Below are 24,401 nucleotides of genomic sequence, written 5' to 3' on the forward strand. Positions count from 1 at the left end.
GGCCTATCCTGGGAAGCTACGGATTAGCCAGCATGGCCGTGATTTTAGTGGCGGCTAACTGATTATTCTGACTGGCATTCACCATATTAGGTGCTTGAATTTTATCCAACGCTTTTTTCAATTGCTCATCCTGGCCGTACACGTCGGGATAAAAGCGTAACTGGTTTTCGTGATCGACAAACGTGGTGGCGTAGTAAAACAATACGGGTACCGCGCGTTTTAGCGACACATGGCGGGTTTTAGGCGCGGACATGGCTTGTTTGATCGTTTCCTTGTCCCAGCCTTGCTGGTCGCCCAGCACAAATTGGGCAAGTTGTTCCGGTTCCGAGACGCGCACGCAACCGTGGCTTAAATCCCGGCGCGGGCGATTAAATGCCGCGTGGCCCGGGGTGTCGTGCAAATACACGTCCGCAGTATTCGGAAATACGAACTTGACCCGGCCCAACGGGTTTTTCTTACCGGGACGTTGCCGAGCGCGCAAATAACTGCCGCCGCCTTGTTCCTCGCTGTTTTGGTGCTTAACCAGTTCGATGTCCTGGCTGGCCAAGTAACCTTGGTTGTTGGCGGCTTTCGGCAAGATTTCTTTCTTAAAGATTGTGCTCGGAATATTCCAATACGGCATGAACTCCAGATACTTCATTTCCTCCCAGAGTACCGGCGTTTGTTTATCCGGCGCCTTGCCGACGATGACTTTCATATTCAACGGCTTGGGGTCGTCAACCGAATTGAACGCCCATAATTCAAACGCCGGGATGTTGACCACAATCATCGGGCCTTCGGTAGGATCGGGGATCCAGCGTGCCCGCTCCATGGCCAATTCGATCTGCGCGACTTTCTCGCGAGAAGACTGGTTGAATAATGCTGCTGTGGTCGAACCAATCACACCATCTGCTTTCAAACCTTGCTGTTGCTGAACTTTTTTCACAGCGGCCACCAGATCGTTATCGTAGGTTTTACTGTCGTTGTCGCCTTCTATCATGCCCATGGCGCGCAGGCGCTGGCGTAAATACGCGATTTGCGGATGCTTATCGCCGGGGTGCAATACTTTGCCGGGTTTGAATTCGGCCGTTCCGCTCTGATTGCCTAATTGCTGCAAGCGATTCAGAATTTGTTTCAATTGCTGATATTGCTTGGCTTTGGGTTCAAACTGGCCAACCAATTCGCTTAATGTTTGGGACGATAAATGTTGTTTCAGCAAGCCGGCCAAGTCTATCGGCGGTTTCGGGGCAATATGCACCGGATATTGCACGTCGCGCGGATCGACTTGACCTTGCCGCAAATCATGCAGATAACGCACTAAGGATACTGTCAATGCCACGTCGTAACTGGCGGTGGTATTGCTGTCCAACGTTGGTGTGGCGATGAATTGCTTGAGTCGTTCGACATCGTAATTGGCGGGCTTTAAGGCATCGTTCGGCGCATTGTTTAAAACGCTCAACAAGTCGTTCAAATTTTTTTCGGAGCGATTGGCCGTAAACCAGAGCGGTTGAAATTGGGTGCTTTGATAAATTTGGCTGACAAATTCGCTGACTCGGCTAAAATCCGCCCGCAATAGTAAGGGGTGATGTTTGCCGAGTAAGATGGCGCCAATCGGATTGTCGGCCGGAATAACATTGACTATTTCAGGGGTGCCGTTAATGGGCGGCGCGCTGGCTTCGGGCGCGGCAGCAGGGATTTCGGCGCTTAAGGCGGGCTCTGTTCCGGAATAAGAAACACAGGCTAGCAATGCAAACCAAGCAAACTTGTGACGCGAATCTTTTTGAGCGTGCAGTTTCGTAATCATTATGTCGCGAATGGGAATTCCTAAATTAAGGTTATCTTATGCTAACAGTTGCCGCCCGCCAAGCTAATCGATAGCTTAATGCGCCAATTCGATCTTGTTCCGGCAACAATTGAGTCTTCGAGCGAGCACTGTGGGCGACGAATTTGGGGTGTTAGCGCTTCTTTCAATGGGTGAAAGTATAGGCGCGATTTGCCGATTATCCGCGCATTTCTTGCAATCTGCTTGCCAGAAAACGCCGCTCCGGTTCCTGACGCGTTAAATCCAGGGCTTGTTCGTATGCCGCGATAGCGTCATCGGTTCTACCCAAACGCCGATACAAGTCGGCTTTCGCCGCGTAGGCCAAATGGTAATCGGCGAGATCGCCTTGCCGCAGTATTCCTTCAATTAACGCCAATCCTGCCGCCGGCCCGTCCCGCATTGCCACCGCCACTGCCCGATTTAATTCGATCACCGGCGATGCCTCGATGCGCAGCAACACGTCATATAGGGCAACGATTTGCGGCCAGTCCGTGGCGGCGGCATTGCCGGCGTTAGCGTGCACCGCCGCGATGGCTGCCTGCAGTGCGTACGGGCCGAAGCGGCGCGACGCCAAGGCCTTTTCGACTAAGGCCGACCCTTCGGCAATGTGCTCCCGGTGCCATAAAGAGCGATCCTGATCGTTTAGAAGAATCAGTTCGCCATCGGCTGAACTGCGCGCGGCACGGCGCGATTCGTGCAGCAGCATCAGCGCCAGCAAGCCCTGCGCTTCAGGCTCCGGCAACAGTTCCACCAATAAACGGCCCAAACGTATCGCTTCTTCCGACAGGTCGCGCCTAGTCAGGGTGTCGCCGGATGAGGCGGAATAGCCTTCGTTATACACCAGATAAATCACCCGCAGCACCGACTCCAAGCGATCCGGCAATTCGTTGGTGTCGGGAACCTGGTAAGGAATGCGGGCATTGCGGATTTTAGCTTTGGCGCGCACGATGCGCTGGGCCAAGGTCGGCGTCGGCGTCAGAAAGGCGCGAGCAATTTCTTCGGTAGCCAGTCCGCATACCTCGCGGAGTGTGAGTGCCACTTGCACATCCGGGGCCAATGCGGGATGGCAGCACGTGAAGATCAAGCGTAAACGGTCGTCCTCCAGGCTTTCGTTGTCCCAACCCTCATCGGTTTCGCTGGCCGGATCGGCCAAAGCCTCGGCATCCTCCAGATGCTCCAAACGGGCTTGCCGGCGCATTGCGTCTATGGCCTTGAAGCGGCCGGCCGATACTAGCCAGGCACGAGAATTGGCGGGTATGCCGCCGCGCGGCCATTGTTCCAGCGCGGCTCGAAAGGCATCGTGCAGCGCTTCCTCGGCGAGATCGAAGTCGCCGAGCAACCGAATCAAGGTTGCCAGCACGTGGCGGGATTCGGTTTGATAGATGGCGTCGATGGTCTCGCGTACGGCGGTTTCGTCCATCGGCCGTCAGCCTTGTTCGTTTAAGCAGTGCATGACTTGATGCCAGCCGGCTTCGGCGCTGGTCCCGACTTGCTCGAATACTGCTTGCAGTTGTTGCATTTGCGTACCAGTGAGTTGTGCTTCCAGTGCCGTTCCGTCCGGCGTTAAGCTAAGTTCGCGCACCCGTTTATCGTGTATGGCTGTATCTATCATGACCAGCTGCATTTCCACTAACTGCCGCAACGGCGCGTTCAGGGCCTGTTTGCTGACGCTGAGCATGCCAAGCAGCGCGTTGACCGAAATCCGCGGATTACGGCCGACGAAATACAAGATTCGGTGATGCACTCTCCCCAATCCGCGCTCGGCCAGGATTCGGTCGGGCTGTACGGTAAAGGCGCGATAGCCGAAGTAAAACTGCTCGATAGCCTGGCGCAACGCCGCTTCGCGCTGCTTCGACGCTGGCAGATCGGCCGGTGTTGGATTTCCGTTGAGCGGGGGTTCGCTAGATGTTATTTGGTCAACCATGTTGACATTATAGGCAGATAGCTATTAGCATGGCTATAGGTCAACTTTATTGACATTTATCAGCACCCGCCATGAGCTCATTTTTACTGCAACACCCTATCCGCTTTTCCAGTCGTACCCAAGACCTGCAACCGTCGCCGATCCGCGAAATCCTGGCTGTTGTCGACCGTCCCGGCATGATTTCCTTTGCCGGCGGCTTGCCGTCGCTGGATAGCTTTCCGCAATTCAACCTGCAGGACATGCCGCGGCATATGCTGCAATACGGTGCCAGCGAAGGCGAAGCGGAATTGCGCGAGCGGATAGCCGAAGACATGCAAAGCCTGGGCGTTCAATGTTCAGCTGAACAAGTGTTGATCCTGTCAGGATCGCAGCAAGGCATCGATTTGGTCGCCAAATTGTTCATCGATCCCGGTACGCCGGTGGCTGTGGAAGCGCCGACTTATCTGGCGGCGTTGCAGGTGTTTCGGTTTTTCGGCGCGCGCTTCGTCGCTTACGATGTCGGGGCACCTGATTTGGACCATCTGCGGCGAGAAAAGCCGGCGTTTGCCTATGCGATACCCACGTTTCAGAATCCCAGCGGGCGCTGCCTGGATGCATCGGAACGCGCCGCCTTGGCCGCAGCCTGCGATGCCGCCGATATACCTTTATTCGAAGATGACCCTTACCGCGATTTGGTTTACGACGCTTGCGAACGTACGCCGGTTTGCGCCCGTTTGCAACACGCGCCGTGGATTTATCAAGGCTCGTTTTCGAAAAGTCTGGCGCCGGGCTTACGTTTGGGCTATCTGGCGGCGGCGCCCGAACTGCTGCCGTTTTTGACCCACTTGAAGCAGGCGGCGGATTTACATAGCAACCGCGTCAGCCAGTGGCTGGTGTTGCAACACCTGAACGATCCGGCCCGAACCCAGCATTTGGCGGAATTGGCAGAGCACTATCGTCAGCGTCGCGATGCCTTCGAATCCGCGCTGCGCCTGCATTTTTCAGATCTGGCCAGCTGGCAAACTCCGCTCGGCGGCTTGTTTTTCTGGCTGACGCTGAACCGTCAAATCGATACCCGCCAGTTGTTACCCAAGGCTATCGAAGCGGGTGTGGCATTTATGCCAGGCGAACCTTTTCTGCCGATGGATGTGCAGGCCTGTGGCCAACTGCGTCTGAATTTCAGTCACGCGGATGAAGAGCAGGCCGAGCGTGGATTGCGGATATTGGCGGGCTTGGTTAGAGAGTTTGTTTGATCTAGTGTTGTAGCCGCGCCAAATTATGCAAGCCTACCGTCGGCGCTGCACCGAAGGTTTTGCGAAATTCGTGGCTGAAATGGGCGGAATCGGAAAAACCGGTGGCGTGCGCGGCCACGGTGAAGTTGTGGCCCTTAATGACTTCGCTGATCGCCTGCCGCATCCGGTTCCAACTGCGATACCGGCGAAACGGCACACCGATCTGCTGGGTAAACAGATGCTGAAACCGGGATGGCGACAGTCCCACATTGGCGGCCAGCGTGATGACCGAGGTCAGGTCGTCACCGTGTTCGAATAAAAATTCAACGACTTCGCTGATGCGTGGATCTATCGTTTCGGTTTGAGACTTTCGTTTCGAAAAACTGAGTAGATCGGTTAGGGGTTGCGCGGTCCAATGCGGGTCGTAACGGGTCTCGTACAGGTCGCGCATAAAGGCGATTTCGCCGCCGTTGCCCACCAAGGCGCCGTTGACCGAGCGGGTATTGCGGGTTAAAGGTAGCAGTGCCTCGACGCCGGCAATGGTCGGTTCGATGTAAAACACCGCCAGCGGATCGCCGCCCACATCCAGTTCGTGCCACACACCGGCCGGAATCACTGCCGTGCGGCAGGACAACCAATCGCTACCTGCCACTTTTAAACGAAACTTCCCGTACAGTCCGGCCAGGAACACCGGGGCACCGTGTTGATGGTTGGCGTTGTAGTACAGCGGGCCGCAAAAAAACGTGCGACCGTCGCTGATGTCCCACAGTGCATCAAACGGGTTGGCGGCAGCACGTTCATACAAGCGAGGTGTATCGGTCATTGTTTATGCTCCCTGTTGCGTCCGGCCAACCGGCATATTGTCGGGCAGTCTAGCCAAAGCGTTAACGCTTGGCAACGACCGGTGGCGCGGATGTTCGGCCGTTAGCGGCATTCGATAACCGGGGCCAAAGTGCCCATTAAGATGAGGAACCATATGAGCAAGCAAAAACTTTCAGGCGAACCGATGGCAAACGTGTTTCTGCTGGCGTTTGCAATATTCTGTCTGGCGATAGCGTTGAGTATCGCTTGGGTACTGGGCATTACGCTGTTTTTTCCGGACGGTATATTGGCCGGCTATCTGGTGGAGCGGGCCGATATTATTCGGGCTCACATCGACTATTTGATGATGGCACAGTTTCTGTTCATTTTCTTTTTATTATTCCGGCAGTACGCGATAGTCCCGCCGGTCTGGGTGGTGGCTGCTTGTTGCTTTGGGGCGTTTTTCAACCCATTGTCATTTTTATTGCGGGGTTTGGCGGCGAAGCCGAATGCCACGGCTTTGCCGGTCGAGCCGCATTTCCCGATTCAAGCGGGTATCAGTTTTACATTGACGACGGTCGGTTTTTTGACGGCGACGATTTTGGTGGCCAGGGCCGCGTGGCGTTCGAGAGCGGATTATCCTTAACACAAACCCGTCCCTAGGCAGTGAGGGAAGCGCTAACACGAATTTGACAAAGTCCATAAATAGACTTATTTTAAATTAAAGTTTAAAAAGTTCTGTGGAGGGCTTATGTTGTCAATCGCTCAGACACAATTACCGGCCGATAGTGCGACGGTGGCTGGCGCCGCGTTACGGACGTTTTTCAATATCGCCGATGCTTGGCGCTTAAATGTCGAACAGGCCATGGTGCTGTTGGGATTGGAATCGCGCAGCACCTATTTTAAATGGAAGAAAAGCCCGGAAACGGCCAGCCTGAACGCGGATAAATTGGAAAGGCTGTCGTATATCTTCGGTATTTATAAAGCCTTGCAGATTTTATTGCCCAAGCCGGAAGCGGCGGACGGCTGGGTGCATCAACCTAATCAAGCCGTGTTGTTTTCCGGGCAAACCGCGTTGCAACGCATGCTGTCGGGCCGAGTGGCGGATTTGTATGTGGTGCGCCAGTATCTGGATGCGCAGTGCGGTTGGGCCTAATGACGGTGCCCAAGATCAGCCGGATAGAGTGGCGACCTTGCTGGCGACTGATTCCCAGCCGGTTTCCGCCGACCGGCTTGTTTGATAGAGTTGCAGCCCCGGCTGACCTGGACGTGGTGTTCGCCATTGAGGCGCTGACTAACGATCGTTTACGCGACGAAGCCGGCGAAATTAGCTTGGTCGCCGCGGCGGACCGCATTGCCGGACCGGGAACTACGCCGATCATGGCCGCGTTCACTCACTTGAATCCAGACGGTAGCCGATTTTGCGACGGCAGTTACGGCGTCTATTACGCGGCTAAGGACATCGATACGGCGATTGCCGAAACCCGCTTTCATCGCAGCCGGTTTCTGGCCGCCACTCAACAGGCGCCGATTGAAATCGACATGCGTAGTTATGCTTCCGATTTGGGTGCCGATCTGTACGACATTCGCGGCCAGCAAGCCGAAATCCCCGATATTTACGACGCCGACACCGGCAATTACGCTGCGGCCCAGACTTTGGCCCGGCAGTTGCGTGCCGACGGTGCGGACGGTATCGTCTACTCCAGTGTGCGGGCGGAGGGTGGCGAATGCGTGGCGGTATTCAAACCGCGCTTGCTGGCGCCGGTCAAGCAAGGCGCGCATTACTGTTATGTGTGGGACGGCCGGCAAATCAGCGCGGTTTATAAAAAAGAACTTTACCATCCCGGTATTTAATGGATAGCCATGCTCGATTTGCCAGTTCCCAGCCCGGAAAACGATTTTTACGAAACCCATATCCAATTGCTGTTGCACAGCTATCGGCAGTTACTGGGCAAGCCTTTGCTGGAAAGCTACGCGAGCTTGTCATTGGGTCAGCAAGTTTATCAGGCCGATTTCGCCTTGCTGTCGCATAACACCGCTGCCGATCCCTTATTCAATTACGCCAACCAAACCGCGCAAAAATTATTCGAGCTACCTTGGCCGGAATTCATCGGTATGCCGTCGCGCTTTTCGGCGGAACCGGTCAATCGCGAGGAACGCGAACGTTTGTTGAATCAAGTCGCCAGCCAAGGCTATATTGATAATTACGCCGGGGTGCGTATCGCCAAATCCGGCAAGCGCTTTTTGATCGAGCGCGCGGTGGTGTGGAATGTTTACGATAGCTCGCAACGCTATTACGGTCAGGCGGCTTGTTTTAGCGACTGGCGCTTGTTACCCTGACTCTATCCGTTCCGATCAACTCACTGTCTGCGAGAAATTTATGCTGAAAACCTCATTGAAATTTGGCGGCCGCTTATGCTGCGGGTTATTGCTAACGTTGGCCGGCGCGGCGCAGGCCGATGAAGTGGGCTGTGTGACCACGGCCTGGAAACTGATCGGCGCCAATCACAAGGTTTGCGTCGATGCGTTTGAAGACCCGAAAATCCCCAATGTGATTTGTCATATCAGTCAGGCCAGAACCGGCGGTATTTCCGGTGGTTTGGGCTTGGCGGAAGATCCGTCGCAGTTTTCGCTAGCCTGTCGGCAAATCGGCCCTATCAATCTGCCGGCTAAACTGGCCGAGGAAGAAACCGTGTTTTCCGAAAGCACCTCGCTGCTGTTCAAGTCCACCAACATCACCCGATTGTGGGATGCCAAGCACAACACCCTGGTTTACTTGGCGATCAGCCGCAAAGTGATCGAAGGCGCGCCCGCGAATAGCATATCCACTGTGCCGGTGATGCCTTGGGGCAGATAGTGGAAACCGAGAGGGCGGCTGCTTGCGCTTTAGTCGGAACCGATATTTAGCGATTGCCCCACGCGGGGTTCGCTCCATTTCAACAAGGCCTCGTAAAGCGTGGCCGGTAAAATCGGTTTACCGATGAAGTCGTTCATGCCGGCCGCCAGGCAGTGTTGATAATCGCTGTTCATCACGTTGGCGGTCATCGCAATGACCGGTATGTCCCGGCAGGAAGGAATCTCTCTTAACAATCGGGTGGCTTGATAGCCGTCCATCACCGGCATTTGCACATCCATCAGTACGCAGTCGTATTCGTGGCAGCGCAGCTTGTCCAAGGCCTGTTCGCCGTTTTCGGCAATATCGACTTCTACTTGCGCCTGTTCCAGTAACTCGATAGCGACGATACGATTGATTTCGTTGTCCTCCACCAGTAACACCCGCCGCCCATACAGCCGCACCAGTTTAGTCATATCTATGCTGGTGCGGTGACGGCGAATTTGAAAGTTGCGGATAGTGTTCAGATCGGTGATGCCCAGCAGGACGTCGAAGGTAAAGGTTGATCCGATATTCGGCCGGCTGCTGACTTCTATGCTGCCGCCCATCTGCTCAATCAACTGTTTGGAAATGATCAAACCCAGGCCGGTGCCGCCGTAGTTGCGGGTCACACTGCTGTCGCCCTGACTGAAAGCCTGGAACAACTTGGTTTGCTGCTCGGCGGTGATGCCGATACCGGTATCGCCGATCGCGAATTGCAGACGCACGGAATGTTCGTCGCGGCCAAGCTCGCAGAGGCTGACTTTTATCTCGCCGTGTTCGGTAAACTTGATCGCGTTGCCGATCAGATTGATCAAAATCTGCCGCAGCCGTTGCGGGTCGCCGATCACCGCGTGATACTCCGGCCCCGCCTGCGGCCTGATCAGTTGAATGCCCTTATTCGCGCTGAGTTGCAACATGGTCGAAAACACATGTTCCAGCATTTCTTCCAGCAGAAAAGGAATGGTCTCCATCTGCATTTTGCCGGCTTCCATTTTGGAGAAATCCAGAATGTCGCCGATCAGCGTCATCAGCGAATGCGCGGACGATTCCACCCGTTTCAGATATTCGCGCTGTTTAAAGCTCAGTTCGCTGTTCAGGCATAACTCCACCAAGCCGACTATCGCATTCATCGGGGTGCGGATTTCGTGGCTCATATTGGCCAGGAACTGGCTCTTGGCCTGATTGGCCGATTCCGCGTCTTGTTTGGCCAATTCAAGCTCCTGGGTGCGGCTGAGCACCTGGCTTTCCAGCTCCGTCTCGTGCGCCTGGATTTGCGCCAACATATTGTTAAAGGCTTCCGCCAAATCGCCGATTTCATCGTTGCCGGCATAATCCGAGCGCCGGCTGTAGTCGTGGTCTTTTTCGATTTGCCGCGCGGTATTGGCCAATTTCAGCAAAGGGCCTAAAAACGATCGCTGCAAACGCTGCACATACAACGCCACTACGCTCAGTGCTATTAGGATGATACCGGTGTTAATCAGTGTATTGAACAGCAGCGAATGATAAGAACGTTTCAGATCGGCAACCAAGGTAATGTGGCCGACGATTTGTTGGTTTTTGTGCAATATCGGCTGCGTGATCTGCCGGGTTTTCGATAGCCAGTCGGGCCACCAAGTATGCCAGTTGGTCGTGGGTTTTTCGTAGCGCACCAGCGTGACTCCGCTGGGAGTAAGGATTTGGCCGGCGATGATGTCCGGGTCGTGGGCCAGCGCATCCAACACTTCCTGGGCGGTCTGGTTATCGTCGAACAAAAGGGCAAAACTGCTGTTCTGGCCGATCATATTGGCGGTCAAAGTCAGCTTTTGGCCTATGGCCCGCTGCAATGCCGAATATTCGCGAATCGACAAGGATACCGTCGCCACCATCAGGCTCAACATCACCATCAGCCGCAGGATTTTGCCCAGCTTGCGGCTGATGGAAACGCGTGGATCTGTTGACGCTATCATTCTATTATTTCAGCCATCCGCAGTAATTTCGAACTCAGCTTCAGATCGGCTGATTTCACCGCCGCTAAATTTACCACCAGTTTCAGTCTGTTGTCGCGTAGCGTAAATTGCACCATACCGCCGTGGTTGGCGAAATTCTCCACATCGCCGACTAATAACACGTGATGCTGTCTGGCTTGTTCTGTTATTGCCGGGGTGAGCGAGACCAGGTCGCTTAGAAATAAAATACTGCATTGGGCTACGTCGGGCGAGTCCGACAGATTGACGTGAACCGCATTGCCGTTGATTTTTTGCCCTTCCAAAACCGGCAAATAGGCGCGCAATACGCTACGGCCTTGCAAGCAAATAGTGACCGGGGCGGCATTGGGCCATTGCGCCAGCTCGGCGAAGTGAAACAGATACGCAGTCTTTAATTGAAACTCGCGATTTACGCCATTGCCGTCCTCGGCGCGCGTTAATCCGGCGAACCAAACGCAGATGCTGAGTAGCAAAGGTGTGAGCAGACGTATCGGCACTTTAAACAGCGTTAAAAATGCCAGGAAATTTGCGCCAGGTAGCCGCGTTGAATCTGGCTGGCGACCGGGATATACAGAACGTCGCTGAATTCCGGATGTTGGTTATCCAGCAGATTTTGCCCGCTTATCGATAACTCCAGGTTTTTGTGCGGATGCCAGCCCAGCCGTAAGTCCAACGAAATATAGGCCGGAATGCTGCGCCTATCGATATACAGTTCGTCGACATAGCGCGCCCAGGCATCCAGTTCGATTTCGCTGGTCAAATTGAACAAGGAGCGCAGGGACACATTGTGCTGCGGATTGAAATGTTCTTCGGTGAGCGGATCGCGGAACCAGGGCTGGTTTTTATCGTAATTGACGGAAAAGTGGTTGGCGCTGTAAGACGCTTGCAGCCGCCAATCGTGGTTTACCCGGTAATTCACCGCCAGTTCCAGGCCGTAACTGTCCACTTGCCGATAATTGGCCACGGTGGCCTGCTTGATGGTGCCGTATATCGGGTCGTTATAAGTAACGCCGGTAAATTTGGTGCCCTGCATCCGGTCGTAAATGTTGTAAAACAAGGCGCTATCGATATCCAGATTATTGGATATTTGCCAGCGCCAACCCAATTCGTAGGCCAGCAGATTTTCGGTGAGCATGTCCGGATTGGCTTTGGCTTCGAAAAAAGTGCTGGTGCCGGGAATCGGTTTGAACAGGCGAATGCTGTGTTGTGCCCGATTCGGCAACACCACGGCGCGAGATACTGCCGCCCACAGGCTGTGCTGCTTGTTGGGCGTCCACAGCAGCCGGGCGTTGGGTTCGGTCTCCCATCCGGTGAAAGTGAAATGTTCGACCCGGTTGCCCAGCGTCAGGGTCAGATCGTTGGACAAATCGATTTGATCCTGCAGAAACACGCCTACATTATGCTGAGTGAATTGATTCGGTTCGAAACCCAGGGTCAACGAGTTGTCGAAATTGTCATCGATATTTTGGTAATTCAAACCCCACATCAGCTTATGGTTGTCGATTGCCGGCAGGGTGTGTTGAAAATCCAGATCGTAATGCGAGCGGCTCATCCGATTCACAGCCAATTGCCATTCGGTTTGGGTAAACGCCATATTCAGCCGCCAATCGTGGCCGCTGTCGGTGCGATGCGACCAGTTGCCCTGCAAACTGCCGGTTACGCCGTCCCTGCCGAAATCGTCGTTTTGCCACAAGGGCGCCGTCGTCGAGGTTTTGCCGATATAGTAGCCGCCCAGCCGGTAGCGGGAAACGTTGGCTTCCACCATCAATTTGTCCTGAGAACTAAGCTGGCTGTCCAGGCGGAAATTGGCGGTCTCGGTATCGCCGGTGTCGTGGGTGTCTTGCTTGCCGGCCAGATCGATGCTGGCGTCGCGCACCATCGTACTGATAGTGCCGCGCAGAAAGGTGGATTCCGACAATTTTTGACCGTAACGAATCCCGCCGAAACCGCGTTCCTCTGTGCCTCCGCCGGCATTGATCAAGCCGCCCTGAGTATCGCGGGCTGAACGGGTAATGATGTTGATGGTGCCGTTGACGGCATTGGCGCCCCACAAACTGCCGCTGGGGCCGCGCAACACTTCGATGCGTTCTATATCCGGCAGCGACGGATTTTGCTGGCCCCAGTAGACTCCGCTGATCAATGGATCGTAGATGCTGCGGCCGTCTATCATCACTTGCAGCTTGTTGGCGTATAAATCGTTAAAACCGCGTGCGCTTACCGCCCAATTCCAGGCATTGATTTTGGCGACATTCATGCCCGGCACCATCCGCAAGACTTCCGGCAAGCTGGTGGCGCCGGAGCGGCGGATGTCTTCGGAGGTGATCACGAACGCCGCTGCCGGGCTGTCCTTGACCGTTTGTGCCTGCCGCGCCAGACTGGACACTTCCAATTCGGTCAGTTCTTCCCAGCTCAAGGGTAAAAGTTCGTTGGTCGCTTCAATATCGGTCGGGTTTTCTTGAGCCGCCACGTTCATTTGCGTCAGGCAAAACGGGCTGCATAAGTAGGCAAAATTACGCAGATAACGGTGAATTAACATGATACTTAGGGGCTTGGATAAGCAAGGTTGACGGTATTATAAAAGCGTAAACGCTTAACCAGGCAAATCAGTTGATGGCGCTGCCGACGCATGGAGAGCCTTACAAATGCCCTCACCTTGTCTAATGTGTCGAGGCGAGACGTTTTTTGCTTAAGAAGGCGGCTGTTAAATGCGTTGCCGGCTAAAGCAAGGCCGCCAGTATTTCGCATTCCCGGTCGTTTAATTCAAACTGGAAAATAGCCAAATCCTCGCGGATATGTTCGGCGGACGTGGTACCGGTTAAGGGCACGATGCCGATCTGAGTCAAATAACGGAAGAATATCTGCGCGGGATTGCGTCGGTATTTTTCCGCCAGCGTTTTCACAGCCGCGTCAGCCAAGATTTTGGGGTTGGCGGTTAGGGTCCAGAAGCTTTCATAGACAATTTTCTGCTGTCGGCAAAACGCTCGCAGTTTCTTATCGTAGTCGGTATCGGCATAAAACCGGTTTTGCAATACGGCGGGTTTAACCGTGGCGTTGTCGTATAAAAACTCGAATAAAGCCGGATCGTAACAATTGCTGATACCCAGCTGCTTGGTGCCGCCGCTTTGCTGAATAGATTCCAGCGCTTGCCAAACTTCCAGCAACTGCCCGCGATCGGCCAGCGGCGAATGCAGCACCAAGCCATCCAGATAATCGGTTTGCAGATTTTTTAACGAAACCTGGAAGGATTGCGCGACTTGTTCGGGTAGGCTGGCTTTTGGATCGTAAGGGATACGCAGCGGATCGTGACCGTTTAAAGGCGTGAATTTGGTTTGCAAATAAAGATCGGTGCGCTGCAAACCCAATGCGCGGCAAGCCGCCAATATACCTTCGCCGACTCCGGCCTCGTGATAATGTTTTGGCTGGCAAGCCGTGTCGATACCGCGAAACCCCAGGTTTATCGCCTGTTCCACCAACGCAGCGGTACATTCCTGCTTCCAGGCCGTACCGTAAATTATGCCCGGCATGCGTACGCCGGTTGCGGAGAGAATAACGTCGTTGGCGCTCATCACGGCTCCCGAAAAAGCCTTGATCTTCGGCGATAGCGGCCCGGGCGTCAATTGTTGGGTGCTTGATATTCGGCTGAGTTCGGCCAATTGCCGACCTTTGGTGTTGATTTCTGAATGGTTGGTTTATGTCAGTAATTGCTCGGTTAACGTTACGATGGGGGGACGCCGTTCAAGTGACCTTTAGCGAAACCATCTTACCTTGATTAAAATCAGCACTCCAAAACTGCTAAAGGTCAGCGAGTCTCTGTGACCGGCTTGCTGGGCTAGCGTCACTGCAAGGCCGTATATAAAGCTTGAGTATCCTCAGATTCTCCAAATGCAAATTGTAATAGCGCTCTTATAACTTGAGCTTGTTTATCTATTGTAGCGTTTCCCGACTCCCTAGCACTCACAATCCAGACGGCTAAAAGATTATCGCTAACCTTCATCGCCACGGGACAAAGGCTTAGTGGTTTTCCTTGTTTGTCAACGTCACAGAAAAGTGAAGGAGTCTCATCAAGAGACATTCTCTTTACCATTTGCCCTGTAGATTCGATAGCGCCATCAATATAGGATATAGTGCCGAGATTGTCTGCTTTAACCAATGTGAATCTCCGTAGATATAACGTATAGTCAATTATCCGACCCTTTTGGCAAATTTTTTGAGCCCATTGTTGCGATAACAGTTTGCAAAGTTCAGGCATTGGTATCGTACCGTCGATTCGGGTGTCATAAAAAGAACTATAGTTCTCAAGCTCGATTTCTAAACTATCAAGAGTAATTGGCTCATGAGTATTAGCAATAGACTCAAGTGGCATCCCACATTTCCACTGTTTGCCTTCTTTGCATGGCATATGCACGTTAGTTATAAATCCACTTGAAACCGCTATTAATGGCAATTGAAAAACTCGACCTGAAATAGAAAAACTAGCTTTATGAGCCAGAAGTTCAATTGGGGGAGTAATTGGTGGAGGGTCTGAGCAAGCAACTAACAGATGAATCAATAGAGCCATGAAAATGAGCTTACAATTTTGGCGTTTCATCGTAAAGCCCAGCAAGTTAATAAACTGTTAATCATAGATCAACCTGAAAATAATCTTTGACATACTAACCTTTTGATTGCACAAGAATTTATTATTCTGGATATCATCGGTGACAGGTGGCTACGACTGGTAACAAACAATCTGCCGCCATTGAATCACTTCGGTCGACAGGCCGCAAAGGGTCGATTTTGTTGGTTCGGTTCCGAAAGAAGTCAGTCCGGCCCATAGCGGATTCACAAGGTCTTCCCCTTAAGATCCAATAACCCGTGAACATCTATGGTTCATGAGTAGCCAATCAAGAGAACTCGGATCGAATGGAATTCTGAGTAAGAAAGCATAACAGGTGGCATATGCCGGTACTGTTTTATAATGCTCTTTTGAAGCACCGGCTATCCCTATACAGCCATGAAAAAAATCATTCAGAAAATTTCCGCCGCGATCTCCGAATCGGCGCTCCCGGAAAAAGCCAGGGCGCACTATGCCGCCGGGCGCTATAAGGAAGCGAGCGATTTGTTCAAGGAAATGTTGAAACAATCGGGCGACGCCGAAACCAAACGTTGCTTGGCCGATTGCTATCTGCAAAGAGCCTGGGCGATGGCTGGCAAAGGCATGTTCAAGGAAGCCTGCGTACTTTGGGAAAATTACGCAGCTCATGCTGACGCGCCGCTGCAAGCCCAAGACGTTTACGTGCTGTGGTTGTTGGCCGGCAACAGTGAACGCAAAGCCTATGCTAGGTTGGATGCTTTTAACGCGCGGCAGCTGGACGAAGAATTTCCAGGATTGTCGGTCTATCTGGGCGCGCTACTGGTTTCCGGAGCGGCCGATCTGTTGGCGCATTTACCCCAGGATTCCGCGCTGCTGAAGCATTGGGAATGGATAGGCACGGCGTTCGCGGTGTATCGCAACGGCGAGCGGGAAAGCTGCGAGCAGGCGCTGAAACCATTGCCCTACCGTTCGGCGTTTCGCGATTTGCGCACCTTGCTGAAAGCGCAATTGCCGGATGGCGCGGACAGCGAGCAAGCGCCGGCTATGCTAGCCAAAATCCCCGACGAATCGCCGTATCAACCGCTGTCTAAGGCCTGTTTGGCTTATCGGCAAACAGGCGCGGACTTCATCGCCAGCTTGTCCGGTCTGGAGCATAATCAACGCCGCGTCGTTGCTCAAGCCAAAGGTCTCACCGCTCGCCAAACTCAGTTGCTGGAAGCGCTGATCAAACACGGCGGCGAGCCGGACGCCAAGACTCGCTTCAATCTGGTTTTGCAATATCGTGACGTATTCGGAAACGATGCAGCGCAATCCTATTGCCTGGGGGCGCTGGCTGAGTATCCGGGCGGCGAGAAAGATTACTTCAAACACTTCGCCGGCCAGGACCCGTTCGAAGCAAACCGCGTGCAGGCCTTGTTGCACGAGCAAGCCGAAAACGACTACGACGCCGGTTTTTTCTGGGATCGTTGCATCGACATTCTGAAAAAAGACCGGCCGGCCAACGACCGCAAAATCGCCTTGATCCTCAGGCACATGGCCGACAAGGCTCATCCTGATGACGCAGCGGTGTTGCTGGCCGACAGCCTGGAATACGATCCGGGCGACCGGCAAAGCTATCTGAACCTTCTGACGATTTATCAGGAACAGCGGTCGGACTCCGTTCAGTACGCACACTGGCTGGAATGCGGCCTGCAACGTTTTCCCGCCGATACCGACTTATTGGTGCGGGCGGCCAAATCGGCCGCCGCCAGAAAAGCCTTTAAAAAGGCCGCGGCCTATGCCAAAGCCTTGTTGCAGATCGATCCCGTCAATACCCTGGCCAAACACTTGCTGTTCGCCAATCACATGGCCCATGCCCGCCGCTTGGTGAAAACCGGAAAATTTCATTTGGTGGAAAAGGAAATTCAAGCGGCCGAACAATTGACCATCGACAAACATCTGCGCCACCAGGCCGATCTGTTGCGCGGTTTTTATCTATGGCAGGCCGAAGATAAGTCCCAGGGCTTGCAACGCATCGTCGATACTCTGGCCAAGCTGCACGACGATCCAATCAACATGCATTTTCAGGCGCAGATCGAAGCCGGTCTGCTGGAGCTGCCGACTCAGGGGCTTAGTCGCGCGCTGCCGGCGTTTAAGGACTATTTGTTGTCCGCCTCGCAACTGCAACGCCTGATCGGGTTGCTAGGCTATTACGACGAGCAATTGGACGATAGTAGCTTGTTGTTCAAAGCCTTGGATAAGCTCAACGCGCCGCTGAAAAAGTCGGTGGAATGGCTGCTGGACCACGACACACTGTTGCTGGCTTGGTGCCAAATTTTGGAAGCCATCGGGCATTACGAGTTATTGAAGCACTGCGCCAAAGCGGCTCAGGCCCGCCGGCACACGCCAGCCTGGCTGTATTATCGGACACTGGCCGAATGCCAAGGCGATACCAGCCACTTGGACTTCATGAGCTTATACCGCTTGAAAAGCGCGCTGGAAGAGGTGCGGGTGGGAAACGACCATAAGACCGCGGCGGCTATCGCGCGTCTACTTGAGCGGGCCAGCGGCGCGTCCGAGCATTTGCCGGTGGAGGATGAAACCGAGGACTTAGCCCTGTCGCCCATCGGCGACGATCCGATTGAAGACTTGTTCGGCCACGTTCCGGATGCCGTGTTCAAGCGTATTACTAAGAAAATCGAGGAGATCATGCGTAAGCGCGATCCCGACAGTTTAATGGCCCAATTCATCCGTCAACATGGCAATCGGCTTGGACAGCAACGCCTGACGATCTTGTTTATGAACCAGGACTTCCTGTGGTCTGTGGCGATATTCGCCGGTGCCGAGGAACTGAAGATCGAAATCGGCGTCAGTTTCGACGACATCGTGAATCGCTTCGACCAGGATTCCCCGCAATATTCGCTGCCTTTCAATTGAGTACCGATGATTTCACCGTATAACATTCTCGGCGTGTCCGAACAGGCTACCGACGCCGCCATCAAACAAGCCTATCTGCAGCGGGTCAAGGACTGTCCGCCCGACCGCGATCCCGCGCGCTTTCGCGAAATCCAGGAGGCCTTCGAAGCGATTAAGGACGAAGACTGCCGCTTGCGCCACGCATTGTTTCATGTGCCGCGTGTCGAATTCGACGCGTTGCTGGCGCAAGCCTTCGGCCAACCGGGAGCGGGCGGGCCGATGGCCGCGGACGATTTTTTAAACCTGTTGAGCACGCTGTCCATCGAACAATCGCTCGCCAAATTGACTAATACGCCCACATGAGCACAGAAACTCCGCAAGACGAATTGCTGGCGGCCTTGCAGCACTATTTACAGGAAACCGACTTCGCCCATCTCACCTCGCTCGAGCAACCGGATTTGACCGCGCTGTTCACCGATCTGGCCGGCTTGAAAACCGAAGTCAAGGCCGAGGCGCGGCAATTCAAAGCCGCGCTGGATAGTTTGAGCGATGCGGTCGCCACGCTGAAAGCCGACAATCGAGCCATGGCGGACGAACTGGCGAAAGCCGGCGAACGGCTGCAACAGCAACGCCGGGAGGTCGAACGGACGCTACTGCTGGAATGGCTGGATATTTACGACCGCCTCGATGCCGGCCATCGGGCCTTACAAAATTATCGGCCGGTCGATGGCTTGTTCAGTCATTCCAAAAAACAGGACCTGGGTTTCATTGCCAGCATTGGCGAAGGCCAGGAAATTACCTTGAAGCGCCTGGAACAGATGCTGCAACGCCGCCGGGTGTTTGCCATCGATTGTGTTGGCCAGCCTTTCGATGCGCGGACGATGACGACAGTCGCGATCGGCAACGAGCCGGCGCTGGAAAACGTGGTCGTGCTGGAAGAGCTGCGCAAGGGCTTTTTAATCGACGATCAAGTGCTGCGCTTGGCGGAAGTCAAGGTCAATAAACTTTAGGCATTCAGGGAACACATATGAACGACATCATCATCGGCATCGATCTGGGGACTACCAATTCGGAAGTGGCGATTGTCGAAAACGGCAAAGTTACCGTGATCGCCGACGCCGGCAACAAGATTTTGCCGTCTTTCGTCGGACTGGACGATAACGGCGAAATCCTGGTCGGCGCCAGCGCACGTAATCAATACCTGATATATCCGGAGCGTACGGTCAAGTCGATCAAACGCCTGATGGGGCAGGACGCGCGGGTCACTATGGCCGGCCAGGCTTATACGCCGCAGGAGGTGTCCGCGATTATTCTGAAACGTTTGAAGGCGATTGCCGAACAGTATGTCGGCCGGCCTATCCTCAAAGCGGTGATTACCGTGCCGGCCTATTTTTCCGACGCCCAGCGCCAAGCCACCCGCGAAGCGGGGGAAATTGCCGGGCTGCAGGTGGTGCGGATGATCAACGAGCCGACCGCCGCCGCGCTGGTTTACGGTGCTGGCCGACTTGACGCCAAGCGCATGCTGGTTTACGACTTGGGCGGCGGCACCTTCGACGTGTCGGTGGTGAACGTGCAGAGCGGCGTCGTCGAAGTGCTGGCCAGTCACGGCGATAATCATCTGGGCGGCGACGATTTCGATCAGTTGATCGTCGATCGCATCCTGGCGCATATCCGCGAGCAATTCGGCATCGAGGTCGAACCGCGCGGCAAGGCGATGGCGCGTATCAGCCGGGCGGCGGAACAGGCGAAATTGGTATTGTCCGACGAGCCCTACGCGACGATTGAGGAAGAATATTTGCTGGAGCATCAGGGCACGCCGCTGCATTTGACGATGGAGTTGGCGCGTTCGGACTACGAAGACCTGATCGCCGACCACATCAACGCCACGCTGGACGCGACGCATATCGCGCTGAAGGGCGCCAAATTGACGGCTTCCGACATCGACGAAATCATTCTGGTCGGCGGCTCGACGCGCACGCCGTGCATCCGCGAGCGCTTGTTCGAGGAATTCGGTTTCGAACCGCACGGCGAAGTCGATCCTGATCTGTGCGTGGCGATGGGCGCGGCCATGCAGGCGGCGATGATCAACGGCGAGGACATCGGCACGGTGTTGGTCGACGTGACGCCCTATACCTTCGGCACCAGCGCGGTAGGTTATTTGGACGGCATGTCGTATCCGTACCAATACGTGCCCATCATTCATAAAAACAGCGTATTGCCGGTGCGCAAAGCGGAGGCCTTTGAGACCTTTCACGACAATCAACGCGAGGTGAACGTGCGCATTTTTCAAGGCGAGGACCCGGATGCGCTGAACAACGTCGAAATCGGCGAATTTTTGGTCGAGGGTTTGTTGGATGTGCCGGCCGGCAATGTCATCACCTTGACGTTGGATCTGGATTTGAACGGCATCTTGCACGTTTCGGCACGGGAGAAAGCCTCCGGCAAGGAAAAAGCTATCACCATCAACAATGCCATTTCCCGCTTCGATAGCGGCGAGCTCAGCAGCGCCAAACAGCGTATCGACGGCTTGTTCGGCGATACGGCCGGCGGCGAGGCCGGTTCGGTACCGGAAAGCCCGGCTCTCGCCGCTGCGCGTAACGCGATCAAGAAGGCCGAATCCTTATTCGAAACCGTCTCCGCCGAAGACAAGGAAGACATGGTCGATTTGATCGAAACCATCTCGACTTTTCTGGAAAACGGCGACGAGGCCGGGCTGCGCGAGCCGGTGGAACGCTTGAGCGACATCATTTACTACCTGGAATCGTGATGCAGCGCTGCCCGGCCTGCAACGCCCGGCTCGGCGCGCTCACGCTCTGCCCGCGCTGCGGCGCCGAGCTGAAGCAAATCATCCGCAGCCAACGTCTGGCCGAACAATGGCTGAGTGTATCCTTACAAAGCACGGGGTACGGACTAATGGATGTAGCGGTGCCGGCGGTATTGCGCTCCTTGAGTTTCAGGCAAACCCCGGCCGCCAAGCTGGTTAAAGGGTTTTTGGTTCAGCGCCTGTATCGGACGCTTTATCAAGACGTGGCAGAGCGGCGCTGGCCGGAAGCGCGCGATGTTCTGGGCCATTTGCGAATGTTGGAAGGTCGGAATGAAACCTTGCACCGGTTTTATGACATGATAGATCATCTGTCGGTGAAATCCGACGTAAACTCCAGTTGTGATTAGCGGCGCGCGATGCGGCCGGGCCAAACCGTTTAAATCTAGCTGACGGGTCCTGCTCCGCTAGCGTGTCTTGCGTTTAACTTTCGGTATATCGCGATGAAAAAACTGCTGCTTACCCTGTTGGCCATCTTGCTGATCATCGAAGAATGGTTGTGGGATTTTCTATCGGCCTGCGCTCATTATCTGGCTTTGCTACTCAGGCTGGAAGGTATCGAACGCTGGTTGGCGCAAACTTCGCCGGCCATGGCTTTGCTGGCATTCACGATTCCGGTGCTGATTGTGACGCCGATCAATCTGGCGGCTTTGGCTTTGCTGCTACACGGCATGCTGTTGCAGGGTATCTTGCTGGAAGTGTTCGCCAAGTTGCTCGGCACTTTGCTGGTGGCGCGGGTGTTCAAATTGACTAAGCCGCAATTGTTGACGTTTGCCGTGATCGCTTTTGTCTATCACACTGTGATGGGCTGGCTGCAATGGGCGCACGCGAAGATAGTCGATACCGAGATTTACCGTTGGTCGCGGCAGGTTAAAGCGCAGGTGAAGGCGAAAGTGAAAGCGTGGTTGGGTTAATTCTGGGGAGATTTAAATCGCCCCTACTCCGGTTTGGCGTCAGTCAGTGCTTGCCGCTGTTTTAACAATACGTAGCCGCAGACTATCAGCGAGGCTATCATCAACATCGTACCGAGTAGCTGCGCTAATTTTGCCAACGTATGATCCTGCGCCAACAAGCCGGATTCGGTTAGTAAATATTCCCAATCGTGAAAACCGTAAGGTGCGGAATGGCCGAAATTGCCGCCCAGCAAGGGCAATTGTCCGGCGCGGGCATCGTTGATATACGGGGCAATATCCAGGAAGTTCTCGCCCACCCACCATAAACACAAGCCGGCGCCGAACGGGTCGCGGGTTTTTAGCAATAAGGTCAGCATGCAAATCGTCGGCATCAGTAATTGGCCCAATGTGCCGCCCAGCGAGGTGATAAATTGTCCGAACGGCCGAAAAATCAGATGGCCGGCTTCATGAAACGGCAGATTGACCAAGTGCAGAAACGATTCGCCGGCCGCATTGCTTGCCAGGCCCGGTGTAATCAGTAACCAGCTCCAGAGTAAAAATCCTGGTAATAATACGCAACGGCCAACAAAGATGGCTTGATTGTCTGCATAAATGTCGTTGCCGAATATGGTGTCCGCCGGCGGTTCGATGTGAATGATGACTTGGAGCCGTTCCGCAGTCGGCGAGCTTGAGCTGCCATGGTATTTGTAATATTTGGCAAAAACGATACCGCAATGCGGGCAGGTTTCCTCGGCGGGCGGCACGTCCCGATTACACTTTGGGCATGGCTTCATTCTGTAGCTCCAGGCTAGATGGGTGAGGATTTGTATAGGTTTTGCCAATAAACCTTAGCAGCAAGGCCGGGATTTTTCGTCTCCGGCAAGTTTTTATTTGCAGGTTCGGCGGTTTGCCGAGCGAACGAGATTTTGAGGTTAATCATGTTGGAACTGACATTTGCCAGGGCCGAGCCGTCCGATGCGGCGCAACTGGCGGAGCTGATAAATTCGGCGTATCGCGGCGAATCCAGCCGGCAGGGCTGGACCACAGAAGCGGATTTGCTGGAAGGCCGCAGAACCGATGTCGAGGATATTCTGAATCTAATTGCCGCGGCCGATTCGAAGCTCTTGTTGTGCAGGCGCGGCGGCGAACTGCTGGGTTCGGTGCATTTGCAGTATCAGGATCGGCAAGTGCACATCGGTATGTTGGCGGTAAAGCCTTCGAGCCAAAATTTAGGAGTTGGCAAGCGGTTATTGCAGGCGGCGGAAGTCGAAGCCTGTCAAGCGTGGCGGGCAAAGCGTTTGCTGATGGCGGTAATTCCATGCAGGACGGAGCTGATCGCCTTTTACGAGCGGCGCGGCTACCGGCGCACGGGGATTGTTAAAGCGTTTCCGCTGAATCCGGTATTGTGGGTGCCCAAGGTGACCGGGTTGTCCTTGGAATTATTGGAGAAGCAAGTTTAATTTGTCCTTGCTTGGAGGCTTATAAAAGATCGGGAAGGTTATCTACGCCGCATAACGTTACGTGGCGCGCCTACCGAAATCGCCGGTTTAATTGCTTGATCTTGATATAAATTTCTTTGTACGCGTTTGAAAAATATGCTACTAAATACGGCGCGTCAACAAGAGAAAAAGCCAAACCGTTTCAAACGGACACGGAAAATCCTTGGGTCTGTTCTGCAGATAGCCGGATTGCCTCTTTCCCAAACCTGAATGTTCATGTTTGGTTTATGCCCGGCGTGAGTCATTTCACGCAGGCTCGGCTCTTTTTGCGATCGGAGGTGAATATGGTGAATAAATTTTATACGTGTCTTGCCGGACTATGTTTTCTGCTGGCAGCCGATACGGCTTTTGCTTACGCGACATTTTCGGATGGTAACGGCGGCGTCGAAAAGTGGGGTGGCAACAATACGCCCGGTAGTGCTGGCGGATCTGTCACCTGGGGCTTTATCCCGACCGGTACCTCAGGATCGGCTTATTGTGGCGATGCCTGTCCCGGAACTGCTCAGAGCTCGCTCTGGATAGAAAATTCGCCGGGTACCGGCTATACCCTGACGGCTTTGACCAGTTTGCAGAGCGTAATCGAGGCCGCTTTCGACAAATGGGCCAGCGTTGCCAACATCAGTTTTGTCGGGCCGCTCCCCGATTCGGGTCAGTCCATCAATAATCCAGCAGCCGGCACGCCGGATATTCGCATCGGCGTGTTTGCCTTCGCTTCCGGCGGCGGTGCCGTCGGCTATGCGCCGCCGCCGAATGGCGGTACCGGTAGCGGCGATATTATTTTCGACGCCAACTCTTTCTACGGCTTCCAGCCGGGCAATGACGGCGATACCTTTTATCCCGGCGGCCCGTCCACCGCGCCGAACGATTTCGAAAGCTTGCTGCTGCACGAACTCGGTCATGCCTTGGGTCTGGCGCATCCAACTACCTTTGACAGTAGCTGTCCGGTGATGGAAGTTGGCGGTTCGTGTTTCGGCAAGATAAACCGTACGCTGGATGCCGACGATATCGCCGGTATCCAATATCTCTACGGTGCGTCGGCACCGGTACCTCTGCCGGCAGCTGTCTGGTCTTTCGGCACCGCTCTGTTCGGTTTTCTGTGGATGAACCGCAGACGCAACCTCGCTTGACGCTAGTCAGCCATGGC

The 24,401-nt window shown here is 54.3% G+C and carries 24 protein-coding genes; 14 read left to right on the forward strand and 10 right to left on the reverse strand.

Features of this window, described 5'->3' with window-relative positions; genetic code table 11:
• Nucleotides 1-16: 16 nt before the first annotated feature.
• From ACH50O_RS19195 to ACH50O_RS19205, 3 genes are all read right to left on the reverse strand, one after another.
• Entirely contained in the window at nucleotides 17-1,783 is a 1,767-nt protein-coding gene (locus tag ACH50O_RS19195) for a L,D-transpeptidase family protein (RefSeq protein WP_446809353.1), read from the reverse strand.
• 196 nt (nucleotides 1,784-1,979) lie between these two features.
• Nucleotides 1,980-3,221, reverse strand: coding sequence for an RNA polymerase sigma factor (locus ACH50O_RS19200; protein WP_446809354.1), 1,242 nt, complete (start codon nucleotides 3,219-3,221; stop codon nucleotides 1,980-1,982).
• 6 nt (nucleotides 3,222-3,227) lie between these two features.
• Nucleotides 3,228-3,725: a MarR family winged helix-turn-helix transcriptional regulator gene (locus ACH50O_RS19205; RefSeq protein ID WP_446809355.1), complete on the reverse strand. Its 498-nt coding sequence runs from the start codon at nucleotides 3,723-3,725 to the stop codon at nucleotides 3,228-3,230.
• 71 nt (nucleotides 3,726-3,796) lie between these two features.
• On the opposite strand from ACH50O_RS19205, the gene ACH50O_RS19210 reads away from it, so the two are divergent.
• Nucleotides 3,797-4,957, forward strand: coding sequence for an aminotransferase-like domain-containing protein (locus ACH50O_RS19210; protein ID WP_446809356.1), 1,161 nt, complete (start codon nucleotides 3,797-3,799; stop codon nucleotides 4,955-4,957).
• Nucleotide 4,958: 1 nt separating this feature from the next.
• On the opposite strand, the gene ACH50O_RS19215 is transcribed toward ACH50O_RS19210, so the two are convergent.
• Entirely contained in the window at nucleotides 4,959-5,759 is an 801-nt protein-coding gene (locus tag ACH50O_RS19215; RefSeq protein ID WP_446809357.1) for a helix-turn-helix domain-containing protein, read from the reverse strand.
• A 153-nt stretch (nucleotides 5,760-5,912) separates the two neighbouring features.
• Between ACH50O_RS19215 and ACH50O_RS19220 the strand changes: the two genes are divergently transcribed.
• The 5 genes from ACH50O_RS19220 to ACH50O_RS19240 all read left to right on the forward strand — a co-directional run bounded on the left by ACH50O_RS19220 (nucleotide 5,913) and on the right by ACH50O_RS19240 (nucleotide 8,594).
• Nucleotides 5,913-6,383, forward strand: a complete 471-nt coding sequence (locus tag ACH50O_RS19220; protein ID WP_446809358.1) for a hypothetical protein — start codon at nucleotides 5,913-5,915, stop codon at nucleotides 6,381-6,383.
• Nucleotides 6,384-6,488: 105 nt separating this feature from the next.
• On the forward strand, nucleotides 6,489-6,893 hold the full coding sequence (locus ACH50O_RS19225; RefSeq protein ID WP_446809359.1) for an MbcA/ParS/Xre antitoxin family protein: 405 nt from the start codon (nucleotides 6,489-6,491) through the stop codon (nucleotides 6,891-6,893).
• Nucleotides 6,893-7,591 carry an RES family NAD+ phosphorylase gene (locus tag ACH50O_RS19230; RefSeq protein WP_446809360.1) on the forward strand — a complete coding sequence of 233 codons (699 nt, stop codon included), beginning with the start codon at nucleotides 6,893-6,895 and terminating at the stop codon, nucleotides 7,589-7,591. Before ACH50O_RS19225 ends, ACH50O_RS19230 begins: the two co-directional genes overlap by 1 nt.
• 9 nt (nucleotides 7,592-7,600) lie before the next feature.
• Nucleotides 7,601-8,077: an MEKHLA domain-containing protein gene (locus tag ACH50O_RS19235; protein WP_446809361.1), complete on the forward strand. Its 477-nt coding sequence runs from the start codon at nucleotides 7,601-7,603 to the stop codon at nucleotides 8,075-8,077.
• 40 nt (nucleotides 8,078-8,117) lie between these two features.
• Nucleotides 8,118-8,594 (forward strand): CreA family protein, encoded by a 477-nt coding sequence (locus ACH50O_RS19240; RefSeq protein ID WP_446809362.1) that lies wholly within the window; start codon nucleotides 8,118-8,120, stop codon nucleotides 8,592-8,594.
• Nucleotides 8,595-8,623: 29 nt separating this feature from the next.
• Here the strand turns inward: ACH50O_RS19240 and ACH50O_RS19245 are convergent, their stop codons facing one another.
• The 5 genes from ACH50O_RS19245 to ACH50O_RS19265 form a co-directional block, all read right to left on the reverse strand.
• Nucleotides 8,624-10,558: an ATP-binding protein gene (locus ACH50O_RS19245; RefSeq protein ID WP_446809363.1), complete on the reverse strand. Its 1,935-nt coding sequence runs from the start codon at nucleotides 10,556-10,558 to the stop codon at nucleotides 8,624-8,626.
• Complete coding sequence (locus ACH50O_RS19250; RefSeq protein ID WP_446809364.1) at nucleotides 10,555-11,073, reverse strand: YfiR family protein; 519 nt, start codon at nucleotides 11,071-11,073, stop codon at nucleotides 10,555-10,557. Before ACH50O_RS19250 ends, ACH50O_RS19245 begins: the two co-directional genes overlap by 4 nt.
• A gap of 11 nt (nucleotides 11,074-11,084) precedes the next feature.
• Complete coding sequence (locus ACH50O_RS19255; RefSeq protein ID WP_446809365.1) at nucleotides 11,085-13,112, reverse strand: TonB-dependent receptor plug domain-containing protein; 2,028 nt, start codon at nucleotides 13,110-13,112, stop codon at nucleotides 11,085-11,087.
• A 181-nt stretch (nucleotides 13,113-13,293) separates the two neighbouring features.
• Nucleotides 13,294-14,142, reverse strand: a complete 849-nt coding sequence (locus ACH50O_RS19260) for an aldo/keto reductase family protein (RefSeq protein ID WP_446809366.1) — start codon at nucleotides 14,140-14,142, stop codon at nucleotides 13,294-13,296.
• A gap of 269 nt (nucleotides 14,143-14,411) precedes the next feature.
• Complete coding sequence (locus ACH50O_RS19265) at nucleotides 14,412-15,164, reverse strand: hypothetical protein (RefSeq protein WP_446809367.1); 753 nt, start codon at nucleotides 15,162-15,164, stop codon at nucleotides 14,412-14,414.
• Between the two features lie 405 nt (nucleotides 15,165-15,569).
• Between ACH50O_RS19265 and ACH50O_RS19270 the strand changes: the two genes are divergently transcribed.
• From ACH50O_RS19270 to ACH50O_RS19295, 6 genes are all read left to right on the forward strand, one after another.
• Nucleotides 15,570-18,065 carry a hypothetical protein gene (locus tag ACH50O_RS19270; RefSeq protein WP_446809368.1) on the forward strand — a complete coding sequence of 832 codons (2,496 nt, stop codon included), beginning with the start codon at nucleotides 15,570-15,572 and terminating at the stop codon, nucleotides 18,063-18,065.
• A gap of 6 nt (nucleotides 18,066-18,071) precedes the next feature.
• Nucleotides 18,072-18,407 (forward strand): J domain-containing protein, encoded by a 336-nt coding sequence (locus ACH50O_RS19275; RefSeq protein ID WP_446809369.1) that lies wholly within the window; start codon nucleotides 18,072-18,074, stop codon nucleotides 18,405-18,407.
• Complete coding sequence (locus ACH50O_RS19280; RefSeq protein WP_446809370.1) at nucleotides 18,404-19,054, forward strand: nucleotide exchange factor GrpE; 651 nt, start codon at nucleotides 18,404-18,406, stop codon at nucleotides 19,052-19,054. The genes ACH50O_RS19275 and ACH50O_RS19280 overlap by 4 nt, the downstream gene beginning before the upstream one ends.
• A gap of 17 nt (nucleotides 19,055-19,071) precedes the next feature.
• Nucleotides 19,072-20,811 carry an Hsp70 family protein gene (locus ACH50O_RS19285; protein WP_446809371.1) on the forward strand — a complete coding sequence of 580 codons (1,740 nt, stop codon included), beginning with the start codon at nucleotides 19,072-19,074 and terminating at the stop codon, nucleotides 20,809-20,811.
• Nucleotides 20,811-21,215, forward strand: coding sequence for a hypothetical protein (locus ACH50O_RS19290; RefSeq protein ID WP_446809372.1), 405 nt, complete (start codon nucleotides 20,811-20,813; stop codon nucleotides 21,213-21,215). Before ACH50O_RS19285 ends, ACH50O_RS19290 begins: the two co-directional genes overlap by 1 nt.
• 93 nt (nucleotides 21,216-21,308) lie before the next feature.
• Nucleotides 21,309-21,779 carry a hypothetical protein gene (locus tag ACH50O_RS19295; protein ID WP_446809373.1) on the forward strand — a complete coding sequence of 157 codons (471 nt, stop codon included), beginning with the start codon at nucleotides 21,309-21,311 and terminating at the stop codon, nucleotides 21,777-21,779.
• Between the two features lie 23 nt (nucleotides 21,780-21,802).
• Here ACH50O_RS19295 and ACH50O_RS19300 read toward each other — a convergent pair whose 3' ends face one another.
• The gene (locus tag ACH50O_RS19300; RefSeq protein WP_446809374.1) at nucleotides 21,803-22,552 is read right to left on the reverse strand and encodes a zinc ribbon domain-containing protein; all 750 of its coding nucleotides are present in this window, start codon (nucleotides 22,550-22,552) and stop codon (nucleotides 21,803-21,805) included.
• A 144-nt stretch (nucleotides 22,553-22,696) separates the two neighbouring features.
• Between ACH50O_RS19300 and ACH50O_RS19305 the strand changes: the two genes are divergently transcribed.
• Together ACH50O_RS19305 and ACH50O_RS19310 are read left to right on the forward strand one after the other, a co-directional pair.
• Entirely contained in the window at nucleotides 22,697-23,218 is a 522-nt protein-coding gene (locus tag ACH50O_RS19305) for a GNAT family N-acetyltransferase (protein ID WP_446809375.1), read from the forward strand.
• A 323-nt stretch (nucleotides 23,219-23,541) separates the two neighbouring features.
• Nucleotides 23,542-24,384, forward strand: coding sequence for a matrixin family metalloprotease (locus ACH50O_RS19310; protein WP_446809376.1), 843 nt, complete (start codon nucleotides 23,542-23,544; stop codon nucleotides 24,382-24,384).
• The last annotated feature ends 17 nt before the right edge of the window (nucleotides 24,385-24,401 follow it).

Source organism: Methylomonas sp. 2BW1-5-20 (assembly GCF_052474515.1).

Coding starts and splice junctions, on each gene's coding strand:
- ACH50O_RS19205 (WP_446809355.1), bottom strand. CDS start 3,725: ATGGTTGACCAAATAACATCTAGCGAACCCCCGCTCAACGGAAATCCA.
- ACH50O_RS19220 (WP_446809358.1), top strand. CDS start 5,913: ATGAGCAAGCAAAAACTTTCAGGCGAACCGATGGCAAACGTGTTTCTG.
- ACH50O_RS19310 (WP_446809376.1), top strand. CDS start 23,542: ATGGTGAATAAATTTTATACGTGTCTTGCCGGACTATGTTTTCTGCTG.
- ACH50O_RS19195 (WP_446809353.1), bottom strand. CDS start 1,783: ATGATTACGAAACTGCACGCTCAAAAAGATTCGCGTCACAAGTTTGCT.
- ACH50O_RS19280 (WP_446809370.1), top strand. CDS start 18,404: ATGAGCACAGAAACTCCGCAAGACGAATTGCTGGCGGCCTTGCAGCAC.
- ACH50O_RS19225 (WP_446809359.1), top strand. CDS start 6,489: ATGTTGTCAATCGCTCAGACACAATTACCGGCCGATAGTGCGACGGTG.
- ACH50O_RS19270 (WP_446809368.1), top strand. CDS start 15,570: ATGAAAAAAATCATTCAGAAAATTTCCGCCGCGATCTCCGAATCGGCG.
- ACH50O_RS19215 (WP_446809357.1), bottom strand. CDS start 5,759: ATGACCGATACACCTCGCTTGTATGAACGTGCTGCCGCCAACCCGTTT.
- ACH50O_RS19275 (WP_446809369.1), top strand. CDS start 18,072: ATGATTTCACCGTATAACATTCTCGGCGTGTCCGAACAGGCTACCGAC.
- ACH50O_RS19295 (WP_446809373.1), top strand. CDS start 21,309: ATGAAAAAACTGCTGCTTACCCTGTTGGCCATCTTGCTGATCATCGAA.
- ACH50O_RS19300 (WP_446809374.1), bottom strand. CDS start 22,552: ATGAAGCCATGCCCAAAGTGTAATCGGGACGTGCCGCCCGCCGAGGAA.
- ACH50O_RS19260 (WP_446809366.1), bottom strand. CDS start 14,142: ATGAGCGCCAACGACGTTATTCTCTCCGCAACCGGCGTACGCATGCCG.
- ACH50O_RS19200 (WP_446809354.1), bottom strand. CDS start 3,221: ATGGACGAAACCGCCGTACGCGAGACCATCGACGCCATCTATCAAACC.
- ACH50O_RS19305 (WP_446809375.1), top strand. CDS start 22,697: ATGTTGGAACTGACATTTGCCAGGGCCGAGCCGTCCGATGCGGCGCAA.
- ACH50O_RS19265 (WP_446809367.1), bottom strand. CDS start 15,164: ATGAAACGCCAAAATTGTAAGCTCATTTTCATGGCTCTATTGATTCAT.
- ACH50O_RS19210 (WP_446809356.1), top strand. CDS start 3,797: ATGAGCTCATTTTTACTGCAACACCCTATCCGCTTTTCCAGTCGTACC.
- ACH50O_RS19230 (WP_446809360.1), top strand. CDS start 6,893: ATGACGGTGCCCAAGATCAGCCGGATAGAGTGGCGACCTTGCTGGCGA.
- ACH50O_RS19240 (WP_446809362.1), top strand. CDS start 8,118: ATGCTGAAAACCTCATTGAAATTTGGCGGCCGCTTATGCTGCGGGTTA.
- ACH50O_RS19235 (WP_446809361.1), top strand. CDS start 7,601: ATGCTCGATTTGCCAGTTCCCAGCCCGGAAAACGATTTTTACGAAACC.
- ACH50O_RS19255 (WP_446809365.1), bottom strand. CDS start 13,112: ATGTTAATTCACCGTTATCTGCGTAATTTTGCCTACTTATGCAGCCCG.
- ACH50O_RS19285 (WP_446809371.1), top strand. CDS start 19,072: ATGAACGACATCATCATCGGCATCGATCTGGGGACTACCAATTCGGAA.
- ACH50O_RS19290 (WP_446809372.1), top strand. CDS start 20,811: ATGCAGCGCTGCCCGGCCTGCAACGCCCGGCTCGGCGCGCTCACGCTC.
- ACH50O_RS19245 (WP_446809363.1), bottom strand. CDS start 10,558: ATGATAGCGTCAACAGATCCACGCGTTTCCATCAGCCGCAAGCTGGGC.